Here is a 25,849-nt window from a genome sequence, read left to right as displayed (position 1 = left end):
ACGCCGATGCGACACAAAACTCTCCATGCATGCCTCGGCGCGCTCGTGCTCGCCGCCTGCTCTTCTCCTGGCGCTTCGCCGGACGACACGCCGTCCGGGCACGGGGCTCCGTCGCAGGATCTCTGTCCGCAAGGGTTCGCCGATTGCGACGGGATCAGCGAGAATGGTTGCGAGGCCGCGCTCCAGACGAGCGTCGGGAACTGCGGCGCGTGCGGCGTGCGCTGCGCGGACCCCGGCGGGGAGGGCGCCGCGGCGCTCTGCACGGCGGGCGCGTGCACCATCGCGTGCGACCCCGGGCGGGCCGACTGCGATGGCGACGCGGACAACGGGTGCGAGGCTCGGGTCCTCGAGGACGAGGGGCATTGCGGAGCCTGCGGCGTGACGTGCTCCGATGCTTGCGATCGCGGCACGTGCGACGCCACCGTGCTCGCCGGGGAGCTGCCGCTGCCGACGTTCCTCAGGATGGACGAGTCCGGGCTCTACTGGTCGAACCAGGGCTCGGGCGACGCGCCGGATGGCAGTGTCATGCGGCTCGACGCCGGGGGCGGGACGCCGGTGGTGCTCGCGGAGGAGCAGGCGCAGCCCGGGCCGCTCGTGCTCGACGAGGCGACGGTGTACTTCGCGCACCGGGGCGGCATCGCGGCGGTTCCGAAGGCCGGCGGCGAGGTGACCGCGATCGCGTCGAAGGTCCATAACGTCACGGCGATGGCGGTCGATCGCGGCACGCTCTACTGGGTCGAGGCGGGGACGCCCCCGGCGTTCGACGACGGCGGGCTGTTCGCGCTCTCGCTGGGCGCCGCGGCGGAGAGGGTGTTGCTCGCGGCCATCGCGGGCCTCCCCAGCGGGGTCGCGCTCGACGCCGACCACGTGTACGTGACCGCCGCGGGCGCCGGCGCGGCGGACGGGGCGATCTACCGGGTCCGGCGCGATGCCGCGCCGCCGAGCGAGGCGGAGAGGCTGTATGACAAGCTGGAGCGGCCGCAGGGCCTGAAGGCTCACGGCGGCGCGTTCTGGCTGGTGGTGAAGAAGGCGATTGCCACCTTCGCGCCCGGGAAGGCCCTGGAGCGGGTGGTTCCGGATCTGCCGCAGGAGCCGGCGGAGCTCGCGTTCGACGACGCGCGGGTCTTCTGGACGACGGCGCGGGAGACGGATGGCCAGGTGCAGAGCGCGCGGTTCGACGGGAGCGACCTCGCGACGCGCGCGCGCAACCTGAACTATCCGTGGGGGATCGCCGTGGACGGGAGGAATGTCTACTGGACCAGCGTGTGGGCCGGCGGGCCAAAGACAGGGGCGTTGCGCCGCGCGCCGAAGTGACGGGCGGACCCGACCCAGGTGGCGGACCCGACCCAGGTTGGCGGCTGACCGGCGACGGACCCGACCCAGGTTGGCGGACCCGACCCAGGTTGGCGGACCCGACCCAGGTTCGGCTGCTGACCCGACCCAGGTTGGCGGACCCGACCCAGGTTGGCGGACCCGACCCAGGTTGCGGCAACCGGCAACCGTGGCCACCCAGGTTGCGTCAACCGCGGCTACCGCACCCAGGTGCGGCAACCCAGCGCAGATTCGCAGTCCCTTGCAGGTTGCGGTAGCGTCGCGCTTGACGGCTCCGGGTGGCGGAAAGTGACGGAAATCGGCGGTCGCCACCCCCGCAGCGGGACAAGTTCCTGAGATCATTCACGCCGGCTCATGGCGCAGCGCTTGTCTGCGTGCTCCGGCCATGAGTCAGCCTCGCGAGATCAATCCAGGCGCCACGTACCTGATCACCCGTCGCGTTCTCCGCCGGCACTTCCTCTTTCGCCCCGATCGGGCCATCAACCAGTTCCTGGTCTACGCCCTCGCTGTCTCGGCACGCCGCTACGGCGTTGAGGTTCATGCCCTTTGCGCCATGTCGACGCATCTGCACCTCGTCGTGACCGATGTGCAGGGCGTCTTGCCCCGCTTCTTGCAGTTCTTCCACCGTATCGTCGCGCTTGGGACGAAGGTACTGCGAAAGTGGGAAGGGCCGGTATGGGATCATGAGGCCACGAGCGTGGTGCGGCTGCTGACGCGCGCGGCCGTGGTGGAAAAGATCGCCTACGTCCTTGCGAACCCCGTGGCCGCCGGCCTCGTCCCGTATGCGAGGGAATGGCCAGGCGCCAAGGTGGATGTGGGTGAGATCGGCCGTGGCATGCTGCATGCCTCTCGTCCCTCGGCGTATCTCGATCCGGAAAACCCACAGTGGCCCGAGGAAGTTGCGCTGCCACTCGCGCTGCCGCCCACCGTCGAGCAGGACACTGCGGAGGGGTTTCGCTGTGAGGTTGCGGCAGAGCTGGAGCGACAGGAAGCGGAGGCCCATGCGGAGGTGACGCGGCAAGGGCTCCACTTCATGGGCGCCGAGCGCGCGGGCGAGGTCTCCCCTTACGAGCGTGTCACGAGCTTCGAGGCGTTGCGCGGTCGGAATCCGACATTTGCAGTTGGTCGCGAGCAAGGTGGCGCGTGGAAAACCGCTGCTGGTGCAGTGCGGGCTTTTCGGGCGTCGTATCGCGCTGCGCTCGAAAGCTGGCGTGCGGGTGTACGTGATGCCGTATTCCCGGCCGGCACATGGTGGATGCGCATGTTTCATGGTGTCAGCGTGAACGACGTGGTGCTCGTGGTGTAGGACCATGCTGCGGATTCTCGACAGCAGGACGAGCAAGGGCAGGCGGCGCTACAGCGGGGCAAGTAAGGCGGGCGACGGCATCGACTCGCCGTCATGGGGAACGCTCGTCCTGCGAATGTCTCGCGCTGCATGCCGCGCATGGACGCGCATGCGAAATGCCGCGCTCGAAGCGGCGGAGAGGCAGTCCACCCGGGGGCTCTGCGTAACCGAACGGATATTTCTTCTGGTAGACGAACCCAGCTTGAGGATCCTGAGAGCTCAACCTGGGTCGGGTAGGCCAGAACTCAACCTGGGTTCGGTCGCGCGCGGTCGTGTCAGGGTTCGGTTGCGTGTCAAACCTGCGTCGCGTGTCAAACCTGGGTCGGGTCGTGGCTAACCTGGGTCGGGTCGTGGCCGTCAGAGCAGCTCATCCAGGTCGTCCATCGCCTGCGAGAGGTCCTCGCTCATCTCCTTCAGCTTCTCGCGGTCCTTCTCCAGGAGCACCGCCTGCGCCGCGCGGGCCTTGTCCCCGAGCTTCCGCGCCGCGAGCACGTTCTCGAGCAGATAACGCCGCTCGGTCACGCCGAGCCCCGCGAACGCGCGCCGGAGGATCGGGAGCGTGTCCTTGAAGCGCTCCGGCGCGATTCCCCCGAGAAACTCATCGAGCGCCTCGACCACGGGGCGGCTCTTCACCAGCACCAGCGCGTTCACCTCGAGGAAGCCGGCCAGGAACGCCGCCGCTGCCTCGGGCTCCGCCGCGCCCCCGAGCCGCAGGCCCACGATACGCGTCACCTCGGCGTCGTCGATCGCCTGCGCCAGGTAGAGCAACCCGCACGCGAGGCCGGACGCGGTCGGGTTCACCACCTCGCTGTCCACGAGCCCCCGCGCCGCGTCGAGCCACGCCCCGCGATCGACGATCGGCTGTGACAGCGCCACGTCGTGCAGCGTACGCAGCGCCTCCTTGGCCGCGGCGACCGCCTCGTCGCTGCCCGTGCAGCCCCCGTGGACGCGCAGGACCGCGCGCGCGAACGTCTTCTCCAGCATCGGCGCGATCACGGCGTCGCCGAGGGACGTCAGCGACCGCGACGACCCGAACGACGCGAGCCCCGCGAAGGCGCGGCACGCGCGGGCGAGCGACGGCAGGTCGCTGTCGCCCGCGGCGAACTGGTCGCACGCGCGCAGCGCCGCGGCTGTGGCGCGGGCGCTCGACGCGAGCACGCCGTTCAGCAGCACGTCGGCGGCTTCGCCCGTCGTGTGGCACGCCGCGAGGTCCTCCTCGAGCAGCCGCGTCGCCACCTCCTCCAGCGTATCGCCGAGGACGATCTTCTCGACCAGCGCAACGTCGGTCGCCGGCGTCCACTGCGCCTCCCACGTCTCGCTGAGCTGCCCGAGCAGCTCGTCCGGCGGCACCTCCTGTGCCGCCTGCCCTCGCCGCCGCGTCGCGCCTCCCGTCCGCCGTGTACCGGCGTACGCCGCGTAGGGAATCTTCGCGATGCGGAGCCGGTGCAGGAGCACGCTCGTCCCGACCTCAACCTGGTTCGTCAGCGAGAGCCGGAACGTCTCGGGCGCATCCGTGGCGGGGAGCCTGCGCTCGCGCACCTCGCGCCAGAATTCCTCCTGGAGAGAATTCTTCCCGATGCGGCTCCCGACGCGACCGACGTTGCGTCCGATGACCGCCGGCCAGAGAAATCCGTCAACGTGGGTCGCGTCGCCGCGGCACATGGTCGCGATGGTCGCCTCGCGCACCTCGTCGAGGCCGGGCTCTGCCTTGCCGCGGAGGTCGGCGAGCGCGACTGCGAGGCGGAAGGCCTCGATGGTATCGGCGAGCGAGGCCATGAAGCCGCGCAGGCGGAGGTGCTCGGTGAAGTCGATCAGCACCTCCAGCGTGGCGCGCCGGAAGTCGCCGCCCGCGTCGTGCGCGCGCTGGTAGTACTGCGGCGCCCGGTTGCCAGCGCCGTAGCCGAGCTGCTCGCTGAGCCGCGGGAAGCTGAACGGGATCAGCGTCACCGCGCACGGCACCGGCGCTGGCAGCCGCGCCTCCAGCGCGGGGTCGACGTCGCGCGCCGCGAACGCCGCCGCGTGCGCCGCGCCGAGCACGGCCGCGACCTCGTGCGGCGCGAGGTCCGGCCCCATGCGCTCGAGGATGCGCCGCGCCATGTACGCGTCGCGCGCCCGGTGGACCAGCCGATCGCCGTCGCCGCGCGCGAGGTCCGCGTAAGCGAGCAGCGCCTCGCGGAACGACGTTGGATCGTACCTGGGCGCCTCGAACGAGGCCTCCCAGAACTCCTCGAACGACCGGAACCCCCGGGCCCGCGCGCACGCCTCGTAGATGCTCTCGTGTTCGCCCCCCGCGCTCGCCGGCCCGCCGCGCTCGTCGCCCTCGCCGTCCGCGTCCCCCTCGCGCCCCGCCTCGCCCTCGTCCTCGCCCTCGTGCCCCCCCGGGTCCTCGGCGTCGTCGTGGCCCACGGTGGCGCCCTCGAACGGCGCGAGCGTCATGCCGACGGGCACGTCGATGAGCTCCACGCGCGCGCCGTGCTCGAAGGCCCATTTCACCGCCACGTACTCGGGCGAGTAGGCCGCGAACGGCCACAGCGACGACGCGGGCGTCCCGTCGGTCCGGTAGCCGAGGATCGCGACCGGCGGGACCGTCTTCGGGTCGACGAGCGCCTCGAGGAGCGCCGTCGCGTCGCTCGGGCCCTCGACGAAGACCGCCTTCGGGCGCACCTCGTCGAGGTACGCGCGCAGCGTCGCGCTGGAGCGCGGCGAGTGGTGGCGCACCGGGAAGAGGTGGACGGCGGCGAGCCGGTCGAGATCCATCGGGGTTCCCTCAGGGCGCGAGCCGCTTCTTCGAGGCGGCGTAGAACTCCTTCCAGAGCCCGGCGCGCCCCTTGACCACGGTCTCGCAGTACTCGCGGACCGCCTTGAGGTCGTCGCCGCCTTCCTTGCTCACGGCGCCGAGGAGCGACCGGGTGAGGTCGTCGGCCGTGACCTTCCCCGTGCCGAAGTGCTGCGCGAGGATCCCGCTGTTGAAGAGCACGCTGATCGCCTCCGCGGTCGACAGGACCGAGCCGGGGGTCTTCACCTTGGTCTTGCCGTCCTTGGTGACCCCGGCGCGGAGCTCCTGGAAGAGCGTGACGAGCAGCTTGGCGAGCTCGGCGGGCGGCTCGACGCCGACCTGGTAATCGCCGCGCAGCTCCGCCTCGCGCTTCTGCACGATGCGGATCTCCTGCTCGAGGTCGTCGACCACCGGGACGGTGATGAAGTTGAAGCGGCGCTTGAGCGCGGCGCTCATCTCGTTGACGCCGCGGTCGCGCGTGTTGGCGGTGGCGATGAGGTTGAACCCGCGCTGCGCCGAGACCACCTGGTCGAGCTCCGGGACGGCGATCTGCTTCTCGGACAGGATGGAGATGAGCGCGTCCTGGATCTCCGACGAGGTGCGGGTGATCTCCTCGAACCGCGCGAACCGCCCGTCGCGCATGGCGCGGAGGATGGGCGAGGGCACGAGCGCCTTCTGCGACGGCCCTTCGGCGAGGAGCAGGGCGTAGTTCCAGCCGTATTTGACGTGCTCCTCGCTGGTGCCCGCGGTCCCCTGGACGACGAGGGCGCTCGTCCCGCTGATCGCCGCGGAGAGGTGCTCGGAGAGCCAGCTCTTCGCGGTGCCGGGCTCGCCGACCAGCATGAGCGCGCGGTCCGAGGCGAGCGTCGCGAGGGCGACCTGCACGAGGGAGCGATCGCCGATGTACTTGGGGGTGATCGCCACGCCGCCGACGGGCTTGTCGCTGCCGAGGATGTAGGTCTCCACGGCCCTCGGCGAGAGGCGCCACCCGGGCGGCTTCGCTGCGGTGTCCTCGGCGGCGAGGGCCGCGAGCTCGTGTTCGTACTTGGTCTCGGCGGGCTGGCGCAGGTCGCTCATGGGGCCGGGAGAGGCTACCGCAGAACGGGGTGCGGCGGCACGTCCGAGGCGTCGCGCGCGGGCAGGCAGAACCCTGTCCGCGAAGCGTCGCCGGGCGAGGTGATGATCCGAGCCCAGCGGGTCTCCGGTGTCGCGTCGCTCGAGAGCCATCCCCCGGGAGAGCACGGGGGCCTCTCGTGGGCCGAGAGGAGCCGCCTCGCGCCGGGCGAAGCGATGATCCACGCCCTGGATGACACCTGACCCGGCGGGGGCCTCCTGCGCGCGATGCTCGGCGCGGAAGCGAAGTGGCGCGTGCAGAACGGGAAAAGGCCCCGAAGGACCCCTGAGCCCGTGGCACTGGAGGGCTCGATGGATCAGGCGATGGGTCGGCTCGGTTCCCTGTTGAAATACAGTGCCCGGTCCGATGGCTACGCTCCTTGACGAGCTCTCTGAGCGCGATTGGCCCAGCTGGCTTCACAGCGCTCTTGAATCGCCGCTCGCACGATTGCTCGGCCGTCTCGTCGTCGATCCGCTGGTGAGGTCGGCGCACCGCGGCGAGGCGCTCGGCCAGCGCCGGAGACGATAAGCTGCTTGCCCCGGATGTGCCTTGACGTCGCGTCTCCTTGCGGAGGACGCTGCCCTCTTCCCGGCGCACGTTGCACCGGCAAGCGGTACAGGGGATGAGCGATGAGGCGCAAGCGCGGCGGACGAGGTACGTGGGTCGGAGTCATCGCGGCGGTCGTCCTCGCCGGCGGTTGCGCGGATGGCTGCGGCGCCGATCCGGAGCGGGACGCGCCCGGCGAGGGGGGAGGCGCGGCCGGCGGGGGCGAGGCGGGCGGCGGGGCGACGGGCGGCGGCGGAGCCGGTGGGGCGGGCGGCGGCGGGGCGACGGGCGGCGGCGGAGCCGGCGGGGCGGGCGGCGGCGGGGCGACGGGCGGCGGCGGAGCCGGCGGGGCGGGCGGCGGCGGGGCCGACGCGGGCGGCGGCGGGGCCGGGACGGGCGGCGCGGAGCCGGTTGCGCCTCCAAGCTGCCGCTCAGGAGAGCCAGGGGTGGAGGCGCTGTGCGGACCCGAGCGCATCAGCAGCTGCTGTGACAGCAAGCTTGTCCCGGGCGGCACGTTCAAGCGGCATTTCGACGGCGTGGTTCACACCGACGACTCCTATCCGGCGACGGTCAGCAGCTTTCTCCTGGATACGTACGAAGTGACGGTGGGACGGTTTCGCGCGTTCGTCGACGCCGGACAGGGAACGCGGGCGAGCGCACCCGATGAGGGCGCGGGGGAGCACTCGAAGATCCCGGGGAGCGGCTGGGATGGCTACTGGAACGGCTGGCTCGAGCAGGACACCGCGGCGCTCAGGGCGGCGCTGCGCTGCGATCCGGTTCTGGCGACCTGGACCGATGACGTCGGACCGAACGAGGACCTGCCCATGAATTGCATCAAGTGGACCGAGGCCTTCGCGTTCTGCGCGTGGGACGGCGGGCGCCTCCCGACCCTGGCAGAGCTGAACTACGCTGCTGCCGGCGGGGACGAGCAACGGGAGTACCCGTGGGGCCAGGGGATCGACCTGGACCATGTGAGCTACGGCTGCCTCGGGGATGGCAGCCCGGAGGGCGAGTGCGCGCTGAGCGACATCTTCCCTGTCGGGTCGAAGCCGATGGGGGCCGGGCGGTGGGGACATCAGGATCTCGCCGGAGGCGTGACGGAGTTCGTGCGGGACTGGTCGGGCCCGAGGCCGGTCCCGTGCGTCGACTGTGCCGTCGTGGAGGAGCCGACCGGCTACGTGTACACCCAAGGCGGGAGCTACCTCGAGGGCGCGCCGAGGCAGCGCGCGGCCGCCGGCGGCATCAACCGTATCTCGGCTCGCTACGACCTCGGGGTCGGGTTTCGGTGCGCGAGGAACCCGCCCTCTACGGAGTGAGAGGACCACGTGGAGCGTGCGCCCCCGAGACCCGCGACGGCGCCGCGCCGGACGGGGGCACGCCCGCGGCCGGCCGGAGAGCTCACGTGCGTCGCTCGAGGGCGAGCCTGACGCCCAGGCCCACCATGACCGCGCCGCTCGTCCGGTACACCCCGGTGAGGACCCTGGGGCGCGCGCGCAGCCATCCGGACAGGGCGCCGGCGAAATAGCCGACCAGCCCCTTCACCAGGAGGGTCGACGCTGATGCCGCCCGCGGTCGCCATGCCCGCCGACGAGCCCTGCGCGAGCGAGCGCGACATCACGAGGATCATGTCCTGTCCAGGAGCCACGATGACGAGAAGCGAGGTGAGCAAGAACAGGATGATCTGGGTGTTCGACGTCGCGCCGGCCCTCCTGGTTGCGCTGTCAGGGATCCTGCCCTCCCTGGCAGCCAGGAACGCCGAGAAGTATCAATACAATCGATCAGCCCAGAAACACGTTTTCGTTGTCCAGGACAGCAGCGCGTTGGAGGGTCTGTCGGCGGCTCGACTCGGCACGTGGAACTGCTTGCCGTGCAACGCGTAGTAGGTGCGACCGTTCGAGTAGTCCTCGCGAAGGCGCCTGCTCACCTCCAACCTGTGCTCCAGGGTCACGGTGACTCAGGAGAGCGCGGCGAGGGCGACCTGCACGAGCACGCGATCGACGATGTGCTCGGGGGTGCTCGGGACGCCGCCGATGGCGTGTCGCTGCCGAGGAGGTAGGTCGGTCCGCTCCCTGTCTGTTCTCGCGCTCGCGGTTCAGGCTGCCTCTTGCCGCGGCCACGCCGTGTCGAGCGGCGGTATCCCGAACCGCGCGCGCACCTCGTCGAGCGGCAGGTGGACGACGTCCCAGAAGTTCCAGCGATCGCTCAGGTCGACCTTGCAGGCCGCGCCGCGCGCCACCGCGCGCAGCACCTTGCGCGCCTCGAAGAGGCCCACCTGCGGCGCGGCGATCGGCGTGATCTGGATCCCGAGGTGGAAGTGCAAGATCACGAAGAGCAGGAAGGCGAACCCGTCGCGCCGGATGAACCCGGCCTGGAAGGAGCCGGCCTGGATCTCGCCCGCCGGATCCGTGTCGTACTCCGCGAGCACGTGGCCGAGGTCGTGGAACACGGCGCGTTCCGCGATCGCGTCCCTGCTCTCCCCCGGGAAAAGGAAGCCGCGCGCCGTGCTGTGCTCCCAGAACACCCGGCCGAGCGTGCCCTCGGGCAGGAGCCCGAGCTGCTTGAAGCGGAAGGCCCGCGCGCGATCCTCGACGCCCGCGCCGAACAGCGGCCCGATGAGCTCGCGCAGCCCGGCGAGGCCCTCGTCTCTCAGCGCCTCGCCCGCGAGCGCGCCCACGACCCGGCGCCGCATTGCGGCCTGGGCGAGCCGCCTGTGGCCGCGCGCCACGAGGCGGAGCACGCCGACCCCCTGCTCGCGCACGCCGAGCGCCCGGGCGAGCGCCTCCGCCGCGTCCACCTCGGCCGCCGTGACCTCGCCGTCCGCCATCGCGACCACGAGCGCGAGCTGCACGATCCGCTTGCGCCGGTGCGGATCCGGGATCGCGCGGGCCACCGCCTCGGGCGCGACGCGCGGCAGCCCGTCGACGTCGACCCGGGCCCCGTGCAGGGCCGCGAGCTCCTCGAGGACGGCGCGCTCGGCGGCTGCGAGCGCGCCGTCGGCCAGGGCCACCTCCCGCAGCGCGCCGAGCGCGATCGGGATCTCCTGAGACGAGAACACGACGATATCCATGTTGACCTCCTCTTCACACAAGGGGTTTCACTCGAGACATCACACAAGAGATCGCACGCGAGGCATCACACAAGGGGTTTCACTCAAGACACCCGACGATGAGGCTCACTCTCCCCGGAACGCGCGGACCGCCGACAGGATCGCCGCCGGGACGTCCGCCGGCAGCGACCTGGCCGTCTCCATGATCACCCGCACCCGCTCCACGCTCGCCTGGTCGACGAAGCGGCGGCCGAGGGGCGTGAGCGCGAGCGTCTTCGCCCGGCGATCCTCGGGATCCTCCTGCCGCGCCAGGAGCCCCCGCTGCACCAGCCCATCGGCGAGCCGGCTCCCGGCCGAGGCCGAGAGCCCGAGCGACGTGGCGAGGGCAGTGACGCGCATCGGGCCCTCCTGATCGACGAGGTGCAGCGCGGCGATCTGCGCCACGCTGAAGTCCTCCTCGTGCAGCGTGCGCGCGAGCCCCGCGATGATGCGCGAGAACATCATCCGCGTGAACTGCTCGAACATCGAGCCGAGGACCTTTTGCTTGGTCACAACATTATTGATTACGCATCAGTTGCGCACGCGCAAGTAATTTCGACGCGGTCGCGCGCGAGCTCCGGCGCGCGTCCGTCCACCGCCGGGTAGTGCTCAAATCTGGCCGGAGAGAGTTCACATGAAGGCGGGAAGGCGGGAAGATCATTGATCTTTTCTTCCCGCCTTCCCGCCTTCATGTTCAATTTTGAGCACTACCCACCGCCGAGCGCCTGCAGGTCCGCCGCGCGCCGGTTACCTCGACGCGCCGGTCACTTTCGCGCGCCGGTCACCTCGACGCGCCGGTCACTTTCGCGCGCCGGTCACCTGGATCTCGCGCAGGCGCGCCCGCGTCGCCGCGTAGTACGGCTCGATCTCCTTCGCCGCCGGCGTGCCCCAGAGGTTCTTCCGCTCCTCGGGGTCGCTCGCGAGGTCGTACAGCTCGAACCGAGCGCCGCCCGAGATCGTCAGCTTCATGTCGCCGCGGAGGAACGACCGCCGCGCGTCGTTGTAGGGCCCGGCCGGCATGTCGATCAGCACGTCGCGCGCCGGCGCCTGCTCGCCGGGGGCGAGGAACACGTCGGGCAGGAGCGACGTGCCGGACAGGAAGTCGGTCGCGGGAGCGCCCTCGGCCGGGCCCGGGACCCGCATGAGGTCGAGGAGCGTCGGCGCGAGGTCGATCAGGCTGCGCCGCGCCTGGACCCGCGACGGCGCCGCGCCCGGCACGTGGACGAGCAGCGGCACGCGCACGAGCTCCTCCCACAGCTCGAAGCCGTGGCGGAACATCTTGTGCTCGCCGAACGCCTCGCCGTGATCGCTCGTCACCACGATCGCCGTGCGCCCGGCGAAGGGCGCCGCCGCCACCGCGTCGAGCAGCCGGCCGATGTGCCGGTCCGTGAACGCCACCTCGCCGTCGTACAGGTCCCGCTGCGAGGACGCGCCGAAGCCCGGCACGTCGTCGTGCCGGAGGTAGTCGGCGTGCGGGTCGAGGTAGTGGACCCACAGGAAGAAGCGCCCGCCCGTGTTCTCGGGCGACCCGAGCAGCCGCAGCGCGGCGTCGGTCAGCGCCGGGCTCGTCGCCTTGTTATCGACGTCCCACGGCGCGCCCTCGGGCGGCGCCGCGGACATGTCCACCACGTCGAAGCCGCGATCGAGCCCGCCGAAGCTGCCGAAGTAGCGGTGCCCGTGCACGCTCATCGTGCGCACCCCCGCGCCCTTCAGCCGCTCCGCGACGAACGTGTCCTCCTCGCCGAACTTGTTGAAATGACCCCAGTTTCTGTGGGTCTCGCTCCCGTACTTGCCGATGAGCATCGGGCCGATGCTCTTGCCCGTGTACGACGCGAGCGAGTACGCGCGCTCGAACACCGTCGAGCGGGCCGCGAGCGCGTCGAGGTTCGGCGACACGGGCCGCGGGTTGCCGGCGTAGCCGAGGTCCCAGCGGAGCGTGTCGATCGTCACGAGGACGACGTTCAGGTCCGCCGGCACCCGCGCATCCGACGACGCGCGGGCCTCGGCGCGCGCCGCGCTCGGGGCGGGGGCGAGCTGGGCGAGCGCCGCGGCGGTCAGGTCGCCGCCGGTGCAGTCGTCGTCGACGCCGTTGTCGAGGATCTCCTCGGCGAGCGGGTGGACGCGCGGATTGCGGTCGTCGCAGTCGCCGCCGCCGAAGAGCGCGGCCGCGCGGTCGCCGTCGCGATCGGCGGCGCGGCGCAGGATCGCGAGGCTCTTGCCGCCGACGGGCGCGTCGCGCTCGAGCGCCTGGGCCACCGCGGGCTCGGCGTTGAGCGACGAGGCGGCGCGCGCGGTGAGCGCGAGCGGCACGAGCGCGAGGACGAGCGCGAGCGGGGCGCGCAGCGTCCGGACGGCGGCGGGCGCGAGGAAGGCGGCGAGCGCGACGACGAGCAGGAGCGCCGGCGCGCGCAGGTCGAGCTCGGGGCGCTTGAAGACGCCGTAAATACCGAGGAAGCCGCCCTCGCCGGAGACGCCGCCCGTGGCGACGCCGAGCGCGAAGAGGGTCGCGGCGACCCCGAGCGCGACGCCGCCGGTGACCGCCGGGTCGACGCAGGCCGGGCGCCCGTCGCTCGCGTTGGCGAGCGTGCGCCGGAGCGGCGGCGTCAGGGCGAGCACGGCGAGGCCCGCGATGAGGCCGAGGCCGAGCGCGCCGGCGGCGATCGCCGTGCCGACGAGGAGGGGGGCGGCCTCGAGCCCGAGCAGCGCGCGGGCGAGGTGCGCGCACAGGGTCATCCAGAGGAAGGCCGCGAGCACCGCGAGCGGCACGAACGCCGCGATGTCGGCGGGCCGGCCGATCGCGCGCACCCGCAGCGAGGCGACGAGCGTGGCCGGCGACGGCGGGCGCGACGGGTCGACGAAGATCGCGAAGGCGCCGCCGAGCAGGCCGACGGCGAGCGCGACCGGGGCGAACACGCCGATGTCGGCGAGGTAGGTCGCGCGCTGGAACGCGGCGTCGTCGACGGCGCCCGCCGTGGCCCAGCCGGCGTCGAGGGACGCGGCGAGGGCGCCGAAGACGCTGGCCCCGAGCGCGCTCCTGGCGAGCCGCCCCGCCCACGCGCGGGCCAGCGTGGGCACGGCGTTCCCCGGCGAACTCGGGGTGCGCTTCACGACGGGCTCCGCTTCCGCGCCATCGGGTGAGCGGCGTCGTAGACCTTGAGCAGGTGGTCGATCGAGACGTGCGTGTACCGCTGCGTCGTGGCGAGCGAGGCGTGCCCGAGCACCTTCTGGATGGCCCGGAGGTCGGCGCCGCCGTCGAGCAGGTGGGTCGCGCAGGTGTGCCGGAGCGCGTGCGGGTGCAGGTCGGCCCGGCCGGCGCCGAGCGCGCCGTAGCGCTGGACGAGCGCCTGGACGCGGCGCACGCCGATGCGCGCGCCGCGGCGGGACAGGAACAGCGCGCGGGGGTCGCGGGCGCCGGTCGTCGGATCGGCGAGCTCGCCGCGCCGCTCGAGGTAACGCTCGATGGCGGCGAGGGCGTGGGAGCCCAGCGGGACGATGCGCTCCTTGTCGCCCTTGCCGACGACGCGCACGGAGGCCTTGTCGCGCTGCCTGTCGACGTGGGCGAGGTCGAGCCCGCAGAGCTCGGAGACGCGGAGGCCCGCGCCGTAGAGGGTCTCGAGGATGGCGCGGTCGCGGAGCCCCTCGACGGTGTCGGCGCCAGGGATCTCCATGACCTCGGCGGCCGCGTCGACGTCGAGGAAGGTCGGCAGCGGGCGCCGGACCTTGGGCAGGGCGAGCTGGGCGGCCGCGTTCTTGTCGACCTCGCCCCGCCGCTCGAGGAACCGGAGCAGGGCGCGGGCGGCGCCCACCTTGCGCGCGATGGAGGCGGGCGCGTGGGTGCGCGCGAGCGAGCCCAGCCAGCCGCGCAGGAGGAGCACGTCGACGCCGTCGACGGTCGTGGCGTCGCCTGCGGCCGTGGCGTCGCCCTCGGTCGGGGCCTCGCTGGCGGCCGGGGCCTCGCTGGCGGTCGGGGCCTCGCTGGCGGCCGGGGCCTTGCCGGCAGCCAGGGCCTTGCCGGCAGCCAGGGCCTTGCCGGCAGCCAGGGCCTTGCCGGCAGCCAGGGCGTCGCCTGCGGCCGGCGTCTTCCCCGCGGCCTTCGCCTTGGTCCGCGCCGGCGCCGGGCGGCCTTCGGCGTTCGCGGCCGCCTTCTCGCGGGCGAAGCGCGCAAGCTGCTCGAGGTCGCGCCGGTAGGCGTCCACCGTGTGGCGCGAGGCCCGGCGCTCGGCCGTGAGGTAGGTGAGGAAGCGCGCGATCGCCTGCTCCAGCGTGGTCCCGCCGGATCGATCGCCGCTCCGCCGCGCGTGCATCACGGGGTTTGCCCTACCACCAGGACGCGGCGGCAGGCAAAGACTCGCCGGCGGTCGAGCTGAGGCGCCGCCCGGCGGGACAGATGGCCTGGAGGCCGGCCACCTGTACGGCGCGGGGGTGGATCGCCCGGGGCATGCGGTCCGCCACCGGCTGCGCGCGGTCCGCCACCGGCTGCGCGCGGTCCGCCACCGGCTGCGCGCGGTCCGCCATCGGCTGCGCGCGGTCCGCCACCGGCTGCGCGCGGTCCGCCACCGGCTGCGCGCGGTCCGCCACCGGCTGCGCGCGGTCCGTCACCGGCTGCGCGCGGTCCGTCATCGGCTGCGCGGTGTGATACGACGGCTCGTCCCGGGGGCGCTGTCGCGCGAGGAGCATGAAATGACGAACGCAGTCGTGAGCGAGCCATCCAACGCGGCTCCGCCGAAGCTCTCCTTTGCTCAGACCATCAGGAGCCTGCCGCGCTCCTTCTGGATGGGCTGCACCATGGAGATGTGGGAACGGCTCGCCTACTACGGCGTGCGCGTCGTCATGCCCATCTACATCGCCCAGGCCGACGAGCCTGGAGGGCTCCACTTCAGCCAGCAGGACAAGGGCACCATTTACATGGTCTGGGCCCTCATCCAGTCGCTGCTGCCGATGATCACCGGCGGTTACGCCGACCGGTACGGCTACAAGCGCACGATCTTCATCACGGTCTGGCTGAAGATCATCGGTTATCTGCTGATGGCGACCCAGCGGAGCTTCACCGGCTTCCTGCTCGGCGTGGTCGTGCTCGCGACGGGCACGGCGCTCTTCAAGCCCGGGATCCAGGGCACCCTGGCCCAGTCGATGGACAAGTCGAACTCGTCCGTCGGCTGGGGCCTCTTCTACTGGCTCGTGAACGTGGGTGGGGCGATCGGCCCGCCGCTCGCCGGCTACCTTCACGGCAAGGGCTGGCCCTGGGTGTTCTATGGCTGCGCCTGCATCATCTCCCTGAACTTCCTGATGCTGTTCACCTACAAGGAGGTCGACTCCGGCGCCGACAAGACCTCCGACGCGTGGAGGGTCTTCAAGGACACGATCAAGAACATCTGGGACGCGCGGCTCATCACCGTGATCCTGCTGCTCTCGGGGTTCTGGCTGATGATGTACCAGCTCTGGGACCTGATGCCGAACTTCTACACGGACTGGATCAGCAGCACCTCGTTCGTGCAGAACAACCCCTGGCTCCCGTCCTCCTGGCTCGACGTCAAGGACCCGCGGGGGGTGCAGCTCAAGCAGGAGAACGTCATCAACGTGAACGCGGTGTGCATCGTCCTCTTCCTCGTGCCCTTCTCGTACCTCGTGGCGAGGATGAAGGTGCTCTCGGCGATGACGCTGGGCATCCTGGTCGCGATCGGCGGTATCCTCGTCTCCGGGACCACGACCTCGCTCTATGTCCTCTTCCTGGGCATCCTGCTCTTCTCCATCGGAGAGATGCTGACCGGCCCGAAGAAGAGCGAGTATTTCGCGCTCATCGCTCCGAAGGGGAAGAAGGCGCTCTACCTCGGCTACGTCAACATCCCGGCGGCGATCGGCCCGGCGATCGGCGCGCAGCTGGCGGGGGTCCTGTACGGCACGCGAGGCGAGAAGGCCACGCTGGCCCTGCGCTACCTCGCCGAGAAGACCGACCACGCGCAAGGGAAGGCCTGGGACGGCGACGTGTCGTCGCTCTCCGGGCTCCTCGGGGTGTCGCGCCAGGACGCCTTCAAAAAGCTCCAGGAGGTGCTGCACCTCGACGCCGTCGAGGCCACGCGCCTGCTCTGGGACACCTACCAGCCCTACGAGATCTGGTACTCGTTCGCGGCGGTCGGGGTCGCCTCGCTCGTCGGCATGCTGATCTTCACCCGCCGCTCGAGGCGGTGGAAGGACCTCGACGTGTAGAGCGCGGGGGCGGTCAGGCGCTCGAGAGGCGCACGCCCTCACGCCCGGAGCAGCGCGACCCGGCGCCCGCCCGGCGTCGTCGCCTCGCTGAAGCGCGGCCCGCTGCGAGGCCGCGCCCCGCGGCTGTCGAAGATCACGAGCGTGCCGCGCCGGAGACGCAGCCTCGCGAGGTAGTCGTCGAGCTGCGCGAGCCCCTGCTCGAGCGGGTCCTTCTGGCCCTTGCGCCAGACCTTCAGCTCCATCGCGCGGCGCTGCACGGCGCGGGAGCCGTCGGGCTTGCGGTACGGAAAGCGGATGAGCAGGTCGATGCGACCGCGGCCGACGCCGTACTCGCAGTCGATGAACCCGCCGCCGTTGATCACCCGCTGGAGGAACGCCATGAGGACGAGCTGCGCGGCGACCTCGGGGTACGGCATCCCGGAGGCGAGGATCTCGCCGTGCTCGTGCCAGAACGCGGCGAAGGCCCGGAGCATGCGCCGGAAGGCGAGGCGACCGTCGGGCAGGAGGAAACGCGCGGGCGAGGCGTCGAGCCGCTCCTCGGCCGACGAGGAGAGCACGCGGACGATGACCTCTCGGTAGATCGGATTGGCGATGCGAAGTGGCCTGTCCTGGGCCACGAGGCCGAGATCTCGGACATACGAGGCGTCGTCGTCGAAGGCATCACCGCCGCCCTCGTAGGTCCCTGCGAGCACCGGCTCGAGCACCCGCCGGACGCGCGGCTCGACGAGCTTCTGGGCGAGCGAGTCGAGGTGCGTCGCGCGGGCGAGGATCAGGCGCTCCTTCGCCAGATCGACGTGCGCCTCCGTGACTGGCTCGCCCGGCGGGACGGCCATCTTCTCGACGATCTCCCGGCCAAGGGCGTTGACGAGCCACGGCTGCCCGGCCGTCACCTCGAAGGCCCGCGCGAGCGCCGCCTCGGTGAAGGCCTGGCCGGTGTCCTCCGTGTGCTGGGCGTAGAGCGCGCGCACCTCGTCCCCGGAGAAGTCGCCGACGCGCAGCGACTCGAGCTTGATGTTGAACGAGCTCGAGGTGCCGAGTCGCTCCGGATCACCGCCGCTCGCAGCCTTGTAGTCGCGCACGTCGCGCAGACCGCAGAGGATCGTCGAGGCGGGATAGGCGCCCGGCCGGTCGGCGAAGCCCGCGCGGAGCTGGCGGAGCACGCTGAGCAGGCTCTGGCCACGCAGGGAATCGATCTCGTCGAACACGACCACGAGCGGCCGCGGGCAGGCGCGCGCCCAGGCCGAGAGCGTGCGCCGGAGCAGGTTGCCCGGCGAGCCGGAGACCGGCGGCGGCGGCCAGAGCTCGCGCGGCAGCGTGCCCTCGGCCCTCTCGCGGAGCTCGTCGAGCAGCACGCGCTCGGCCGCGGCGATGTCCTCGTCCCACGCTCCTGCCGCCTCGCACGAGAAGAGCACGGCGGCGTGGCGCCCGGACGCGGTGAGCCGCTCCGCCAGGGCGCGCAGCGCGGTGGTCTTGCCCGTCTGCCGGGGGGCGTGGACCACGAAATACCCCATCTGCTCGACCAGGTGAGGGGCCTCCGGGATCCTGCTCTCGGCCGAGACCATGTAGTGCAGGTCGGGGCGGCACGGGCCGGCCGTGTTGAAGCGCCGCTTCATCGGCGGGAGCGTGGGCTCAACTGCGCTGCAAAAGCAAGGAAAGCCCCGCGTCCCACCGGTGGCGACGGCCTACTTGCACGCCTCGCCGAGGATGTACCCGTGCTTGCAGATGCAGCGGCACTCGACCTCGAACTCGGGCTCGTTGCACGCCGGCCGGACCTGCCTGACCTCCTTCGCCATCCGGCCCTCCCTGTCCTTCACCTGCACCACGATCTCGTAGTCCTCGTCGAAGAGGTTCCGGCCGGACCAGTTGTTCGGGCAGACTCCCACGTTCGCGAACGTCGAGATGTCGGCGTCGACGCTCGCGCCCCAGCCGTCGCCGGTCGGCTTCAGGTTGACCGTCCTCGACTCGGACATCACCCGACCGGTTTCAGGATCGCGGAGCGAGCCGGAGAGCTGGACCGCGCATGCGCCCAGATTCGTCGCGCGGACGCCCAGGAAGAGCACCCGCCCGCCCTGCGGCGGCATGATGATGTCGAGCCCGTCGCCGTCGCTCACCGGGCGCGCCGCGTCGCTCGAGTCGAGCGCGATGACCTCCATCCGGATGTCCGCGCCCTCCTCGCCCAGATACCCGAGCTTGCACGCCCCCTCGTCCGGGGGAGGCTGCTCTTCAGGCGGGGGAGGCTGCTCATCGTCGCCGCACGCCGGCGCGGCGAGCAGCAGCGCGACCAGCGCAGCCCCGGCCCGGCGCGACAGGCCCCGCGCGCGCCCCGTCCCCGGTCGCCGCGGGAGCGCGGCGCGCCAGGCCATCAGCGGTCCCGCCTCTCCGGCGCCGTCGGGTGGCTCGGCTCGTCGTCCGGCTCCTCCCGCGGGATGGGCGCGCGCGGCGGGCGCCGCGAGGCGCCGAACGAGCTCGAGCTGATCGGCGGCGTCGCGCGCGAGTCGGGCGCCGCGTGCTGGGACGGCGAGCCGCCGCGCCACCTGCCGTCCGCGTCGGCCTCGGCCAGCCCGGGCGGCTCGCCGGACGACGCGCCCCAGTCGTGCAGATCGGCCTGCGGGAACGGCGTGCGCTCGGCCAGGTACGCCGCGAGCAGGCGGTCGCGCTCCAGCTCCTCCGTGCTCGGCGGCGGCGGCGGATCGAGCGTCGGCAGGTCGTCGGTCCAGGTCAGGTCCGCGTCCTCCAGGCTCAAGGCGGTCCCGCCCCCGGAGAGCCCCCGCGACGCGTTCCGCTCGGTGGGCACAGGGTCCGGCGCGTAGCTGAGGGCACGCTCCGGCGCCTGGCTGGAGCCACGGTCCGGCGGATACCCGGGAGCGCGCCCGGGCGCGAAGCTGGGGCTGGGGCTGGGGCTGGTGGCGCGGTCCGGCGGATAGCCGGGAGCGCGCCCGGACGCGACGCCGGCGCTGGAACCGCGGTCCGGCGGATAGCCGGGAGCGCGCCCGGACGCGATGCCGGCGCTGGAACCGCGGTCCGGCGGATACCCGGGAGCACGCCCGGACGCGACGCCGGCGCTGGAGGCGAGGTCCGGCGGATACGTGGGAGCACGCGTGGGCGCGAAGCCGGCGCCGGGCGTGCGGTCCTGCGCAGCCGCCGGAGCACGCGTGGGCGCGAAGCCGGCGCCGGGCGTGCGGTCCTGCGCAGCCGCCGGAGCACGCGTGGGCGCGAAGCCGGGGCTGGAGCCCCGGTCCGGGGCCTGGCTGGGCGCCCGGCCCGGCGGCAGGCTGGAGACGCGGCCCGCCGGGGCCTGGCTGGGCGACCGGTCCGGCGGCAGGCTGGAGACGCGGCCCGGGGCGTAGCTGGGCGCCCGGTCCGGCGGGCGGCTGGGGACGTGCTCGGGTGGGAAGGAGGGGCTCCGCGACGTCGGCGGGGGCGCGGGCGGCGGCGGATCGATGGTCGGCAGCTCGTCGTCCCAGTCCCAGCTCTCCGGATCTGCTCGGGAATCCGACCGGCGCGTCGGCGGGCCGAGCGGGGCGTCCCCCGGCCTCCGCGACACAGGGAACGCCGCCGCCGGCGGCCCGATCGTCGGCAGCTGGCCCACGCCCTGGTCCCGCGAGGGCGGGTCGTCCCGGCGCTCCATCCGCCGCGACGGGCGCGTCGGCTCGGGCGCGGGCACCGCGTACCTCGTCGACGCGACCTGCCCGAACGGCCGCGAGTCCCGCGGCAGCCGCGGCGGGGGAGGGACCGCCGTCGCCGCGCGCGCCGCCGCCGTCGAGGGAGGCGGCTGCGTCGAGATCAGGTTCTCGTTGCGCGACCGCTCGGCCGGCGGCGGGCGCTCCGGCGCAGGCTGCCTCGGCTGCACGCTGGCCGGGGACGGCGTGGCGTGCGCGGAGCCCGCCAGCGGCCTGCCCAGCCACGCGGCCTCCTTGCGCGACGGGACAGCGCGCCCGCCCTCGTCGGCAGGGCGGATCGCGCGCGGCGCGAGCGTGTCGCCCGGCTCGGTCGGGGGGACCTCGTCGCCGAAGAGCACCGGCGCGGCGGCGGTCACGCGCGACTCGACGCCCGCGGCGCCCCTGCCGGCGCGGAAGCCGAACGCGGCGCGGATCGCGCGCTCGTGGTGCGGCTCCACCTCGACGGGACGGACGATGAAGCACGGCTCCGCGCCCGGCGCCCGCTGCGCGAGATCGACGTCGAACGGCGCGCCGAGCAGGTGCCCCTGCTCGTCGAAGAGGATGCGCACCGGGGGCTGCGCGAAGTGCGCGGGCGACGGCGGCGTCGAGAGCACGACGCCCAGCTCGCCGGTGCTCAGCTGGACGAACGTCCCCGTCGGGATGATGCCGAGCGCGCCGATGAGCAGCTTGCCGATCGCCCGGTCGGTCGCGCTCTCGGCGCCCGCCACCATCCGCTGGAGCACGGCGTCGAGCGACGAGGCGCCGCCCGGCACGCCGTCGAGCGCCGGGAACGGCGACGCCCGGAGCTCCGTGAACTGGCGGGCCGCCGCGAGGATCCGCGCGAGCACCGTGGGGCTGCGCCGGCCGCCGTAGAGCGGCCCCTGCCGGCCGCCCGGCCGCAGCCCGAGCGCCTCGTAGGCGATCACCGTGCGCGTGATCGACGGCGCGTGCAGCTTGCCGAGCGCCGTCAGCATGACCGCGGCGCTCGCCGGCAGCCGCTCCTTCTCGTCGTCGCTCAGGCTGCGCTCGAGGAGCGAGCGCCCGGCGGGCTCCTCGCCCTCGGCCGAGCCCGCGAGCGCCCCCGTGAGCCGCAGCCGGCTCACGTCGTAGAGGAGCGCCGCGGTGACGAGGCTCCCGAGCATCCGCCGGTCGGTCGTGAGCTGGCGGGCGATGCCGAGCGCGACGATCGCGGTCGACACGCTGAGCCCCGCCTCGTCGGGGTCGGCGACCTTGCCCGCGGCGACCGAGAGCAGGAGCCGCGCGTCCTCCTCGGCCGCGGCGACGAGCTTCTGCGCGACGCGCTTCACCCGCTGCGGCAGCGCCGCCTCGGACGAGCGCAGGGCCGCGTAGAACGAGCGCATCACCAGGATCGCCGCCGCGTAGGTGCGGCTGATCCGGCCGATGCGGGTGCCGTCGCCCTCGATCGACCCGCCGGGGAACGGGTTCGTGAGCTTGCGGACCCGGACGCCGCGCAGGTTCGACTGGAGCAGCCGCGCGGCGATGCTGCGATCGCGCTGCGCGTCGGCGAGGAGCCGGGCGAAGGCCGCGAGCTCGGCGCGGCGCACCGTCTTGTCGAGCACGAGCTCGGAGACGTCGCACGCCTCGAAGAAGCTGCCGAGCTCGAGGGCGACCTCGTACGTCTCGCGCGAGGCGCGGAGCATCTGGCCGTTGAGGAACAGGGTGTTGCCCGCGAACACGAGCGTCGCGGCCTCGCTCCCCGAGAGATCGCAGAACTGGACGACGCTCTCGATCGCCGACGGCACGAGCGACAGCACCGCCTGGTTCGAGTCGCTGTGCAGCAGGCACGCCTTCGCGAGCCGGTAGATCATCTGCACGAGGCCGAGCGCCGCGCGGCGCCGCCCGTCGGCCTTCACGCCCGAGATCGCCGTCTCGCCGGTGATCTCGTGGAGGTTGGCCTTCTCCTCGCTCACGGCTTCCTCCCGCCGCGCGGCGACGGAGACGGCGCCGGCCTCGTCGACGGGACGGCGCTGCCGGGCGCCGGCTCGATGGCCGGGCGGGCCGACGGGCCGAGCGGGATCGACACGGGGCCCTGCCGTACGCTGTACGGCGGCGCGGTGGCGCTGGAGGGCGGGGTGGGGGACCGGGGCGCCGAGACGGGCCGCGGCATCGACGGCGGCGCGGCGGTCGGGGTGGACGCCGAGGCCGCGGAGGGCGGCGGCATGCGCCGGCTGAACGGCACGGAGTTGGGCGGCGCCGAGGCGGCGCCGGAGGAGCCGGGGACGGGCGAGACCATGGGCGGCCGGTAGGCGGGCCGCCCGGCGTCGGCGCCGTGGGGGTGCGGGCCGACGGAGCCCGGGCGCGGGGTGCTCCACGGCTCGAGCTGGTCCGGCAGGCTGAGCGGCGCGGCCGGGTTCGCGCGCCGGACCGAGACCGGCGAGTACGACCGTGCGGCGCGGGAGGGCGGCGGGGCGCTCGTCTCGGCGAGCGACGGCGACGGCAGCGACGCGGCCAACGGCGGGCGATCGCTCGGGCGGGTCGGCGCGACGAGGCGCGCGGCGATCGCGACCGCGGCGCGGGCGGCCGCGTCGCGCACCGGCGGGGTGTTCCACCAGCGCGGCTTGGTCGCCTCCTTCACGGCGCGGAGCGCCTCGTAGCTCCGCGCCTGGCAGAGGAAGTGCGCGGCCAGCTCGCGGGTCTGCTCGATCGCCTCGGAGGGGATGAGCTGGCGCTTCTCGAGCAGCTCGATCGCGAGCTTCTCGGCGCGCGCGGGGTTCAGCTGCGCGACGGTCTCGATCCACTGCCGCCGCTCCGTCGCCGGCAGGTCGTGGAACGACGGCGCGACGATGCGCCGCACGAGCGTCGGGCCGGCGGCGAGGACGCCGAGCTTGCCGATGAGGCGCAGGGCCTCGCGGCGCACCGGCGGCGCGGGGTCGTCGAGCAGCTTCTGGAGCTCCTCCCGGACGCGCTCGGCGGCGGCGCCCGCGCCGGAAGCGCCCTCGCTCCCCGCCGCGTCCGGGAGCTCGGCGAGCGCGCTGATGCGCACCTCGACGTGCGGGCTCGCGAAGCCGGCCTCCAGCGCGGCGAGCGCCTCGGGGGTCTTGAGCTGCGAGAGCAGCTGGATGAGCGTGAGGGCGAGGGGGGCCGGGGCGCGCGAGAGCAGGTCGCCGAGCTCCGCCTCCCGGCCGGGCGCCCACCGCCGCAGGTACGCGAACAGGATCTCGCGCAGGCGCTCGGACTGCACCGCGCTGTAGCACTGGCAGGCAGCGCTGAAGAGCGAGCCGTCCTCGAGCGCGTCGAGCGCGCGCGCCAGGCCCTCGACGATCGCCGGGTCGAGCGGCGCCAGGCTCCGCCCCGCGGCGGCCTGGGGCGCGCCGCGGCCCGCGCCGGCCGGCGTCGCGGCGCCCGCGGCGTCGGCCGGCGAACGCGACGCGCTGCGGGCCGCGGCAGCCTGCGCCGCGGCGTCGGCCGGCGAACGGGGCGCGCCGCGGGCCGCGCCGGCGAACGCGGCGCTGACGGCCGTTGCGCCGTGGCCCGCGGCGCCATGATGGCCCGCGGCGCCATGATGGGCCGCGGCGCCGTGGCCCGCGGCGCCATGATGGGCCGCGGCGCCGTGGCCCGCGGCGCCATGATGGGCCGCGGCGCCGTGCCCCGCGGCGCCAGCCGCCGCCGGGGCGCCCGCGCCGGCGGCCGCCGGCTCCTCCGGGTGGGCCGTCGCGAGGTCGTCGAGGATCGCCCGCAGCGCCTCGACGGGGAACATCGCGTGCGCGAGCGTCCGGTCGACCGAGCGCAGCGAGATCTGCGGCAGCGCGGCGCCCTGCCGGTGCTGCGCCCCCGGCGCGCCCCGCTGGACGATGTCGAGCCGCCCGGCGAACGCGCGCCGGAGCATCGCCTGCACCTCGAACGCGAGCTCGTAGCTGTGCAGGACGATCTGGTCGGCGGTCCACGCGGTGAGCGCCGTGGTCAGGCGGTCGACGTCGCCGTGCCGGACGGCGTCGACGTACCCGTCGACGAACGCCTCCATGTAGCGCTCGCTCCACTGCTCCGAGGGCAGCGCGATCTGGGCGCCGAGGGTGCTCCGGGTCAGCGGGTCGATGGCGAGCGCCGAGGCCGCCGCGCCCGTCTCCGCGAGCGCGGCCTCGACGTTCCGCTGGAGGGCCCTGCCCGCGAGCGAGCTCTCGTCCCAGAGGCTCTCGATCTGCGCGAGGGCGCGCGCCCCCGTCGCGATCTCGCGGCACTGATCCTCGAACTCCTCCGGATCGACGTCGCCCTCGGCGAACTGGTCGATCGCCATGTAGGCGATGTGCTCGAACCGCCGGTCCCAGAGCGCCGTCACCGCGTCGTCGTCCTCGCCGATGCCGAAGCTCTGGTCGCGGAGCAGGATGGCGGCGAAGTCGCGGAGCTCGGCCTCGGTGACGCCCGCCTTGATCTGGATCTTCCGGACCCCGTCGGCGAAGAGCTGGTACGGGATGCGATCGAACGGCGGCCGGTCGGGCTGCCAGATCGGCTGGCCGCCGGAGGTGAACGCGCTCGGCGTGACCTCCCAGCGGACGCCGAGCGGGTTCTGCGACAGCGTGCGCGTGATCTCGTCGAAGGCGAAGTGGATGCCCTTGTTCACGTGCGGGTGGTTCCACCCGTACTGGCGGATGTTGCTGAGCACGAGGGCGAGCTGCTTCCAGACGCCGACGAGCCGCTGGCACGTCTGCTCGACGACGGCGATCGAGGGCGGCTCCTGGTCCTCGTCGATCGCGTCGTTGCCGCGGACGAGCACGCGCGGCGCCTTCTTCTCGCGCGAGGGCGTGAGCTGGCCGGCGGCGTGCGCGGCGGTGAGCCGGCGGAGCTCGGCGCGCATCGCGGCGGCGCTCTGGAAGCGGCTCCCGCGCTCGAAGGCGAGCGCCTTGTCGACGAACGCGACGATCTCGACCGGCAGGTCGGGCACCTCGGTCGCGATCGACGGCGCGGTCTGCGTGGCCGCGAGGAAATACGACTCGGACTCGCTCCGGCCGCGGTTCAGCCGCTTGCCGGACAGCAGGGTGAAGAGGCTCGCGCCGACCGACCAGAGATCCGAGCGGCCATCGATGCCCGAGACGCCCATGGCCTGCTCGGGCGACATGAAGGCCGGGGTGCCGAACGTGAGCCCCGCGCGCGTCGCCTGCCGCTCGGGGTCGCGCATCCGGGCGATGCCGAAATCGAGGACCTTCACGTGGCCGGCGCTCGTGACGAAGATGTTGGCCGGCTTGATGTCGCGGTGGACGATGCCGATCGAGTGGCACTTCTCGAGCAGGTCGAGCACGACGTCGAAGACGGGCAGCACCTGCGCGACGGGGAGGGTGCCGCCGGCGCTGCTCGCGAGCCGCTGGAGCGTCGTGCCGGCGAGCAGCTCCATGACCAGGAACGGCTCTCCCCTGTCGCTGAGGTCGTCCTCGATCACGGCGACGCGCGCGGGGTGATCGACCCGGTTCGCGATCTTGCCCTCGCGCAGGAAGCGGTCGCGCAGCTCGGCGTTGCGGGCGAACTCGATGTGGAGGACCTTCACCGCGGCGCGCGAGCCCCGGCGGTGCGTCGCCGCGAACACGGCGCCCATGCCGCCGACCCCGAGCAGGTCATCGAGCCGCCACTTGGCGTTCAGGGCTGTCCCGATCCGCGCAGCGGCTGTGTCTACGAGGTTCGGCTCCTCGGCATGCGGGTCGAGCGGGGCCATATACCGGGCGGCGAATCGGGCGGCGAATCGGGCGGCGAATCGGGCGGTGAATCGGGCGATGAAAGAGACCGCGCCGTGCGCGGCAGAGGGCGAGTAAGCCAGGGCGAGCATACATGGTTCCCGGTGAAG

The 25,849-nt window shown here is 73.2% G+C and carries 17 protein-coding genes; 5 read left to right on the top strand and 12 right to left on the bottom strand.

The genetic code is table 11. The annotated features are described in order from the left end of the window. Positions 1-6 precede the first annotated feature (6 nt). Positions 7-1,314 carry a hypothetical protein gene (locus tag WME85_RS46120; RefSeq protein WP_437830881.1) on the top strand — a complete coding sequence of 436 codons (1,308 nt, stop codon included), beginning with the start codon at positions 7-9 and terminating at the stop codon, positions 1,312-1,314. Positions 1,315-1,717: 403 nt separating this feature from the next. Further along, positions 1,718-2,638 (top strand): transposase, encoded by a 921-nt coding sequence (locus WME85_RS46115; protein WP_437830879.1) that lies wholly within the window; start codon positions 1,718-1,720, stop codon positions 2,636-2,638. Between the two features lie 396 nt (positions 2,639-3,034). Here the strand turns inward: WME85_RS46115 and WME85_RS46110 are convergent, their stop codons facing one another. Then, positions 3,035-5,434: a DUF5682 family protein gene (locus tag WME85_RS46110; RefSeq protein WP_437830877.1), complete on the bottom strand. Its 2,400-nt coding sequence runs from the start codon at positions 5,432-5,434 to the stop codon at positions 3,035-3,037. Between the two features lie 10 nt (positions 5,435-5,444). Next, on the bottom strand, positions 5,445-6,530 hold the full coding sequence (locus tag WME85_RS46105) for an ATP-binding protein (protein ID WP_437830876.1): 1,086 nt from the start codon (positions 6,528-6,530) through the stop codon (positions 5,445-5,447). 666 nt (positions 6,531-7,196) lie between these two features. On the opposite strand from WME85_RS46105, the gene WME85_RS46100 reads away from it, so the two are divergent. Beyond that, a complete protein-coding gene (locus WME85_RS46100; RefSeq protein WP_437830873.1) occupies positions 7,197-8,429 on the top strand; it encodes a formylglycine-generating enzyme family protein in 1,233 nt (410 codons plus the stop codon). A gap of 82 nt (positions 8,430-8,511) precedes the next feature. On the opposite strand, the gene WME85_RS46095 is transcribed toward WME85_RS46100, so the two are convergent. After that, entirely contained in the window at positions 8,512-8,655 is a 144-nt protein-coding gene (locus tag WME85_RS46095) for a hypothetical protein (protein ID WP_437830870.1), read from the bottom strand. A 17-nt stretch (positions 8,656-8,672) separates the two neighbouring features. Between WME85_RS46095 and WME85_RS46090 the strand changes: the two genes are divergently transcribed. Continuing rightward, positions 8,673-8,993 (top strand): hypothetical protein, encoded by a 321-nt coding sequence (locus WME85_RS46090; protein WP_437830867.1) that lies wholly within the window; start codon positions 8,673-8,675, stop codon positions 8,991-8,993. A 212-nt stretch (positions 8,994-9,205) separates the two neighbouring features. Here the strand turns inward: WME85_RS46090 and WME85_RS46085 are convergent, their stop codons facing one another. The 5 genes from WME85_RS46085 to WME85_RS46065 all read right to left on the bottom strand — a co-directional run bounded on the left by WME85_RS46085 (position 9,206) and on the right by WME85_RS46065 (position 14,875). Then, positions 9,206-10,180 carry a hypothetical protein gene (locus WME85_RS46085; RefSeq protein WP_437830864.1) on the bottom strand — a complete coding sequence of 325 codons (975 nt, stop codon included), beginning with the start codon at positions 10,178-10,180 and terminating at the stop codon, positions 9,206-9,208. 105 nt (positions 10,181-10,285) lie between these two features. Beyond that, the gene (locus tag WME85_RS46080) at positions 10,286-10,711 is read right to left on the bottom strand and encodes a MarR family winged helix-turn-helix transcriptional regulator (RefSeq protein ID WP_437830861.1); all 426 of its coding nucleotides are present in this window, start codon (positions 10,709-10,711) and stop codon (positions 10,286-10,288) included. Between the two features lie 285 nt (positions 10,712-10,996). Continuing rightward, positions 10,997-13,306, bottom strand: coding sequence for a sulfatase-like hydrolase/transferase (locus WME85_RS46075; RefSeq protein WP_437830859.1), 2,310 nt, complete (start codon positions 13,304-13,306; stop codon positions 10,997-10,999). After that, positions 13,303-14,502 (bottom strand): tyrosine recombinase XerC, encoded by a 1,200-nt coding sequence (locus tag WME85_RS46070; RefSeq protein ID WP_437842545.1) that lies wholly within the window; start codon positions 14,500-14,502, stop codon positions 13,303-13,305. The genes WME85_RS46075 and WME85_RS46070 overlap by 4 nt, the downstream gene beginning before the upstream one ends. Before the next feature lie 13 nt (positions 14,503-14,515). Next, positions 14,516-14,875, bottom strand: a complete 360-nt coding sequence (locus tag WME85_RS46065) for an alanine-zipper protein (protein ID WP_437830857.1) — start codon at positions 14,873-14,875, stop codon at positions 14,516-14,518. Between the two features lie 3 nt (positions 14,876-14,878). On the opposite strand from WME85_RS46065, the gene WME85_RS46060 reads away from it, so the two are divergent. Further along, positions 14,879-16,402, top strand: a complete 1,524-nt coding sequence (locus WME85_RS46060) for an MFS transporter (protein WP_437830855.1) — start codon at positions 14,879-14,881, stop codon at positions 16,400-16,402. A 38-nt stretch (positions 16,403-16,440) separates the two neighbouring features. On the opposite strand, the gene WME85_RS46055 is transcribed toward WME85_RS46060, so the two are convergent. The 4 genes from WME85_RS46055 to WME85_RS46040 form a co-directional block, all read right to left on the bottom strand. Next, positions 16,441-18,015, bottom strand: coding sequence for an ATP-binding protein (locus tag WME85_RS46055; RefSeq protein ID WP_437830853.1), 1,575 nt, complete (start codon positions 18,013-18,015; stop codon positions 16,441-16,443). 69 nt (positions 18,016-18,084) lie between these two features. Then, positions 18,085-18,765, bottom strand: a complete 681-nt coding sequence (locus WME85_RS46050) for a hypothetical protein (protein WP_437830851.1) — start codon at positions 18,763-18,765, stop codon at positions 18,085-18,087. Further along, on the bottom strand, positions 18,765-21,992 hold the full coding sequence (locus WME85_RS46045; RefSeq protein ID WP_437830849.1) for a hypothetical protein: 3,228 nt from the start codon (positions 21,990-21,992) through the stop codon (positions 18,765-18,767). The genes WME85_RS46050 and WME85_RS46045 overlap by 1 nt, the downstream gene beginning before the upstream one ends. Next, positions 21,989-25,720: a protein kinase domain-containing protein gene (locus tag WME85_RS46040; protein ID WP_437830846.1), complete on the bottom strand. Its 3,732-nt coding sequence runs from the start codon at positions 25,718-25,720 to the stop codon at positions 21,989-21,991. Before WME85_RS46040 ends, WME85_RS46045 begins: the two co-directional genes overlap by 4 nt. Positions 25,721-25,849 lie beyond the last annotated feature (129 nt).

The sequence above is a fragment of the Sorangium sp. So ce1153 genome, from assembly GCF_051521595.1.
In the GTDB taxonomy this organism is placed as follows: domain Bacteria; phylum Myxococcota_A; class Polyangia; order Polyangiales; family Polyangiaceae; genus Sorangium.
The sequence above is the reverse complement of the archived record's forward strand: the minus strand, read 5'-3'. Positions and strand labels throughout refer to the sequence as shown.

Excerpts from the sequence above, each read along its gene's own strand:
- WME85_RS46120 (WP_437830881.1), top strand. The coding sequence starts at position 7 with ATGCGACACAAAACTCTCCATGCATGCCTCGGCGCGCTCGTGCTCGCC.
- WME85_RS46115 (WP_437830879.1), top strand. The coding sequence starts at position 1,718 with ATGAGTCAGCCTCGCGAGATCAATCCAGGCGCCACGTACCTGATCACC.
- WME85_RS46110 (WP_437830877.1), bottom strand. The coding sequence starts at position 5,434 with ATGGATCTCGACCGGCTCGCCGCCGTCCACCTCTTCCCGGTGCGCCAC.
- WME85_RS46105 (WP_437830876.1), bottom strand. The coding sequence starts at position 6,530 with ATGAGCGACCTGCGCCAGCCCGCCGAGACCAAGTACGAACACGAGCTC.
- WME85_RS46100 (WP_437830873.1), top strand. The coding sequence starts at position 7,197 with ATGAGGCGCAAGCGCGGCGGACGAGGTACGTGGGTCGGAGTCATCGCG.
- WME85_RS46090 (WP_437830867.1), top strand. The coding sequence starts at position 8,673 with ATGCCGCCCGCGGTCGCCATGCCCGCCGACGAGCCCTGCGCGAGCGAG.
- WME85_RS46085 (WP_437830864.1), bottom strand. The coding sequence starts at position 10,180 with ATGGATATCGTCGTGTTCTCGTCTCAGGAGATCCCGATCGCGCTCGGC.
- WME85_RS46070 (WP_437842545.1), bottom strand. The coding sequence starts at position 14,502 with ATGCACGCGCGGCGGAGCGGCGATCGATCCGGCGGGACCACGCTGGAG.
- WME85_RS46065 (WP_437830857.1), bottom strand. The coding sequence starts at position 14,875 with ATGCTCCTCGCGCGACAGCGCCCCCGGGACGAGCCGTCGTATCACACC.
- WME85_RS46060 (WP_437830855.1), top strand. The coding sequence starts at position 14,879 with ATGACGAACGCAGTCGTGAGCGAGCCATCCAACGCGGCTCCGCCGAAG.
- WME85_RS46055 (WP_437830853.1), bottom strand. The coding sequence starts at position 18,015 with ATGAAGCGGCGCTTCAACACGGCCGGCCCGTGCCGCCCCGACCTGCAC.
- WME85_RS46050 (WP_437830851.1), bottom strand. The coding sequence starts at position 18,765 with ATGGCCTGGCGCGCCGCGCTCCCGCGGCGACCGGGGACGGGGCGCGCG.
- WME85_RS46040 (WP_437830846.1), bottom strand. The coding sequence starts at position 25,720 with ATGGCCCCGCTCGACCCGCATGCCGAGGAGCCGAACCTCGTAGACACA.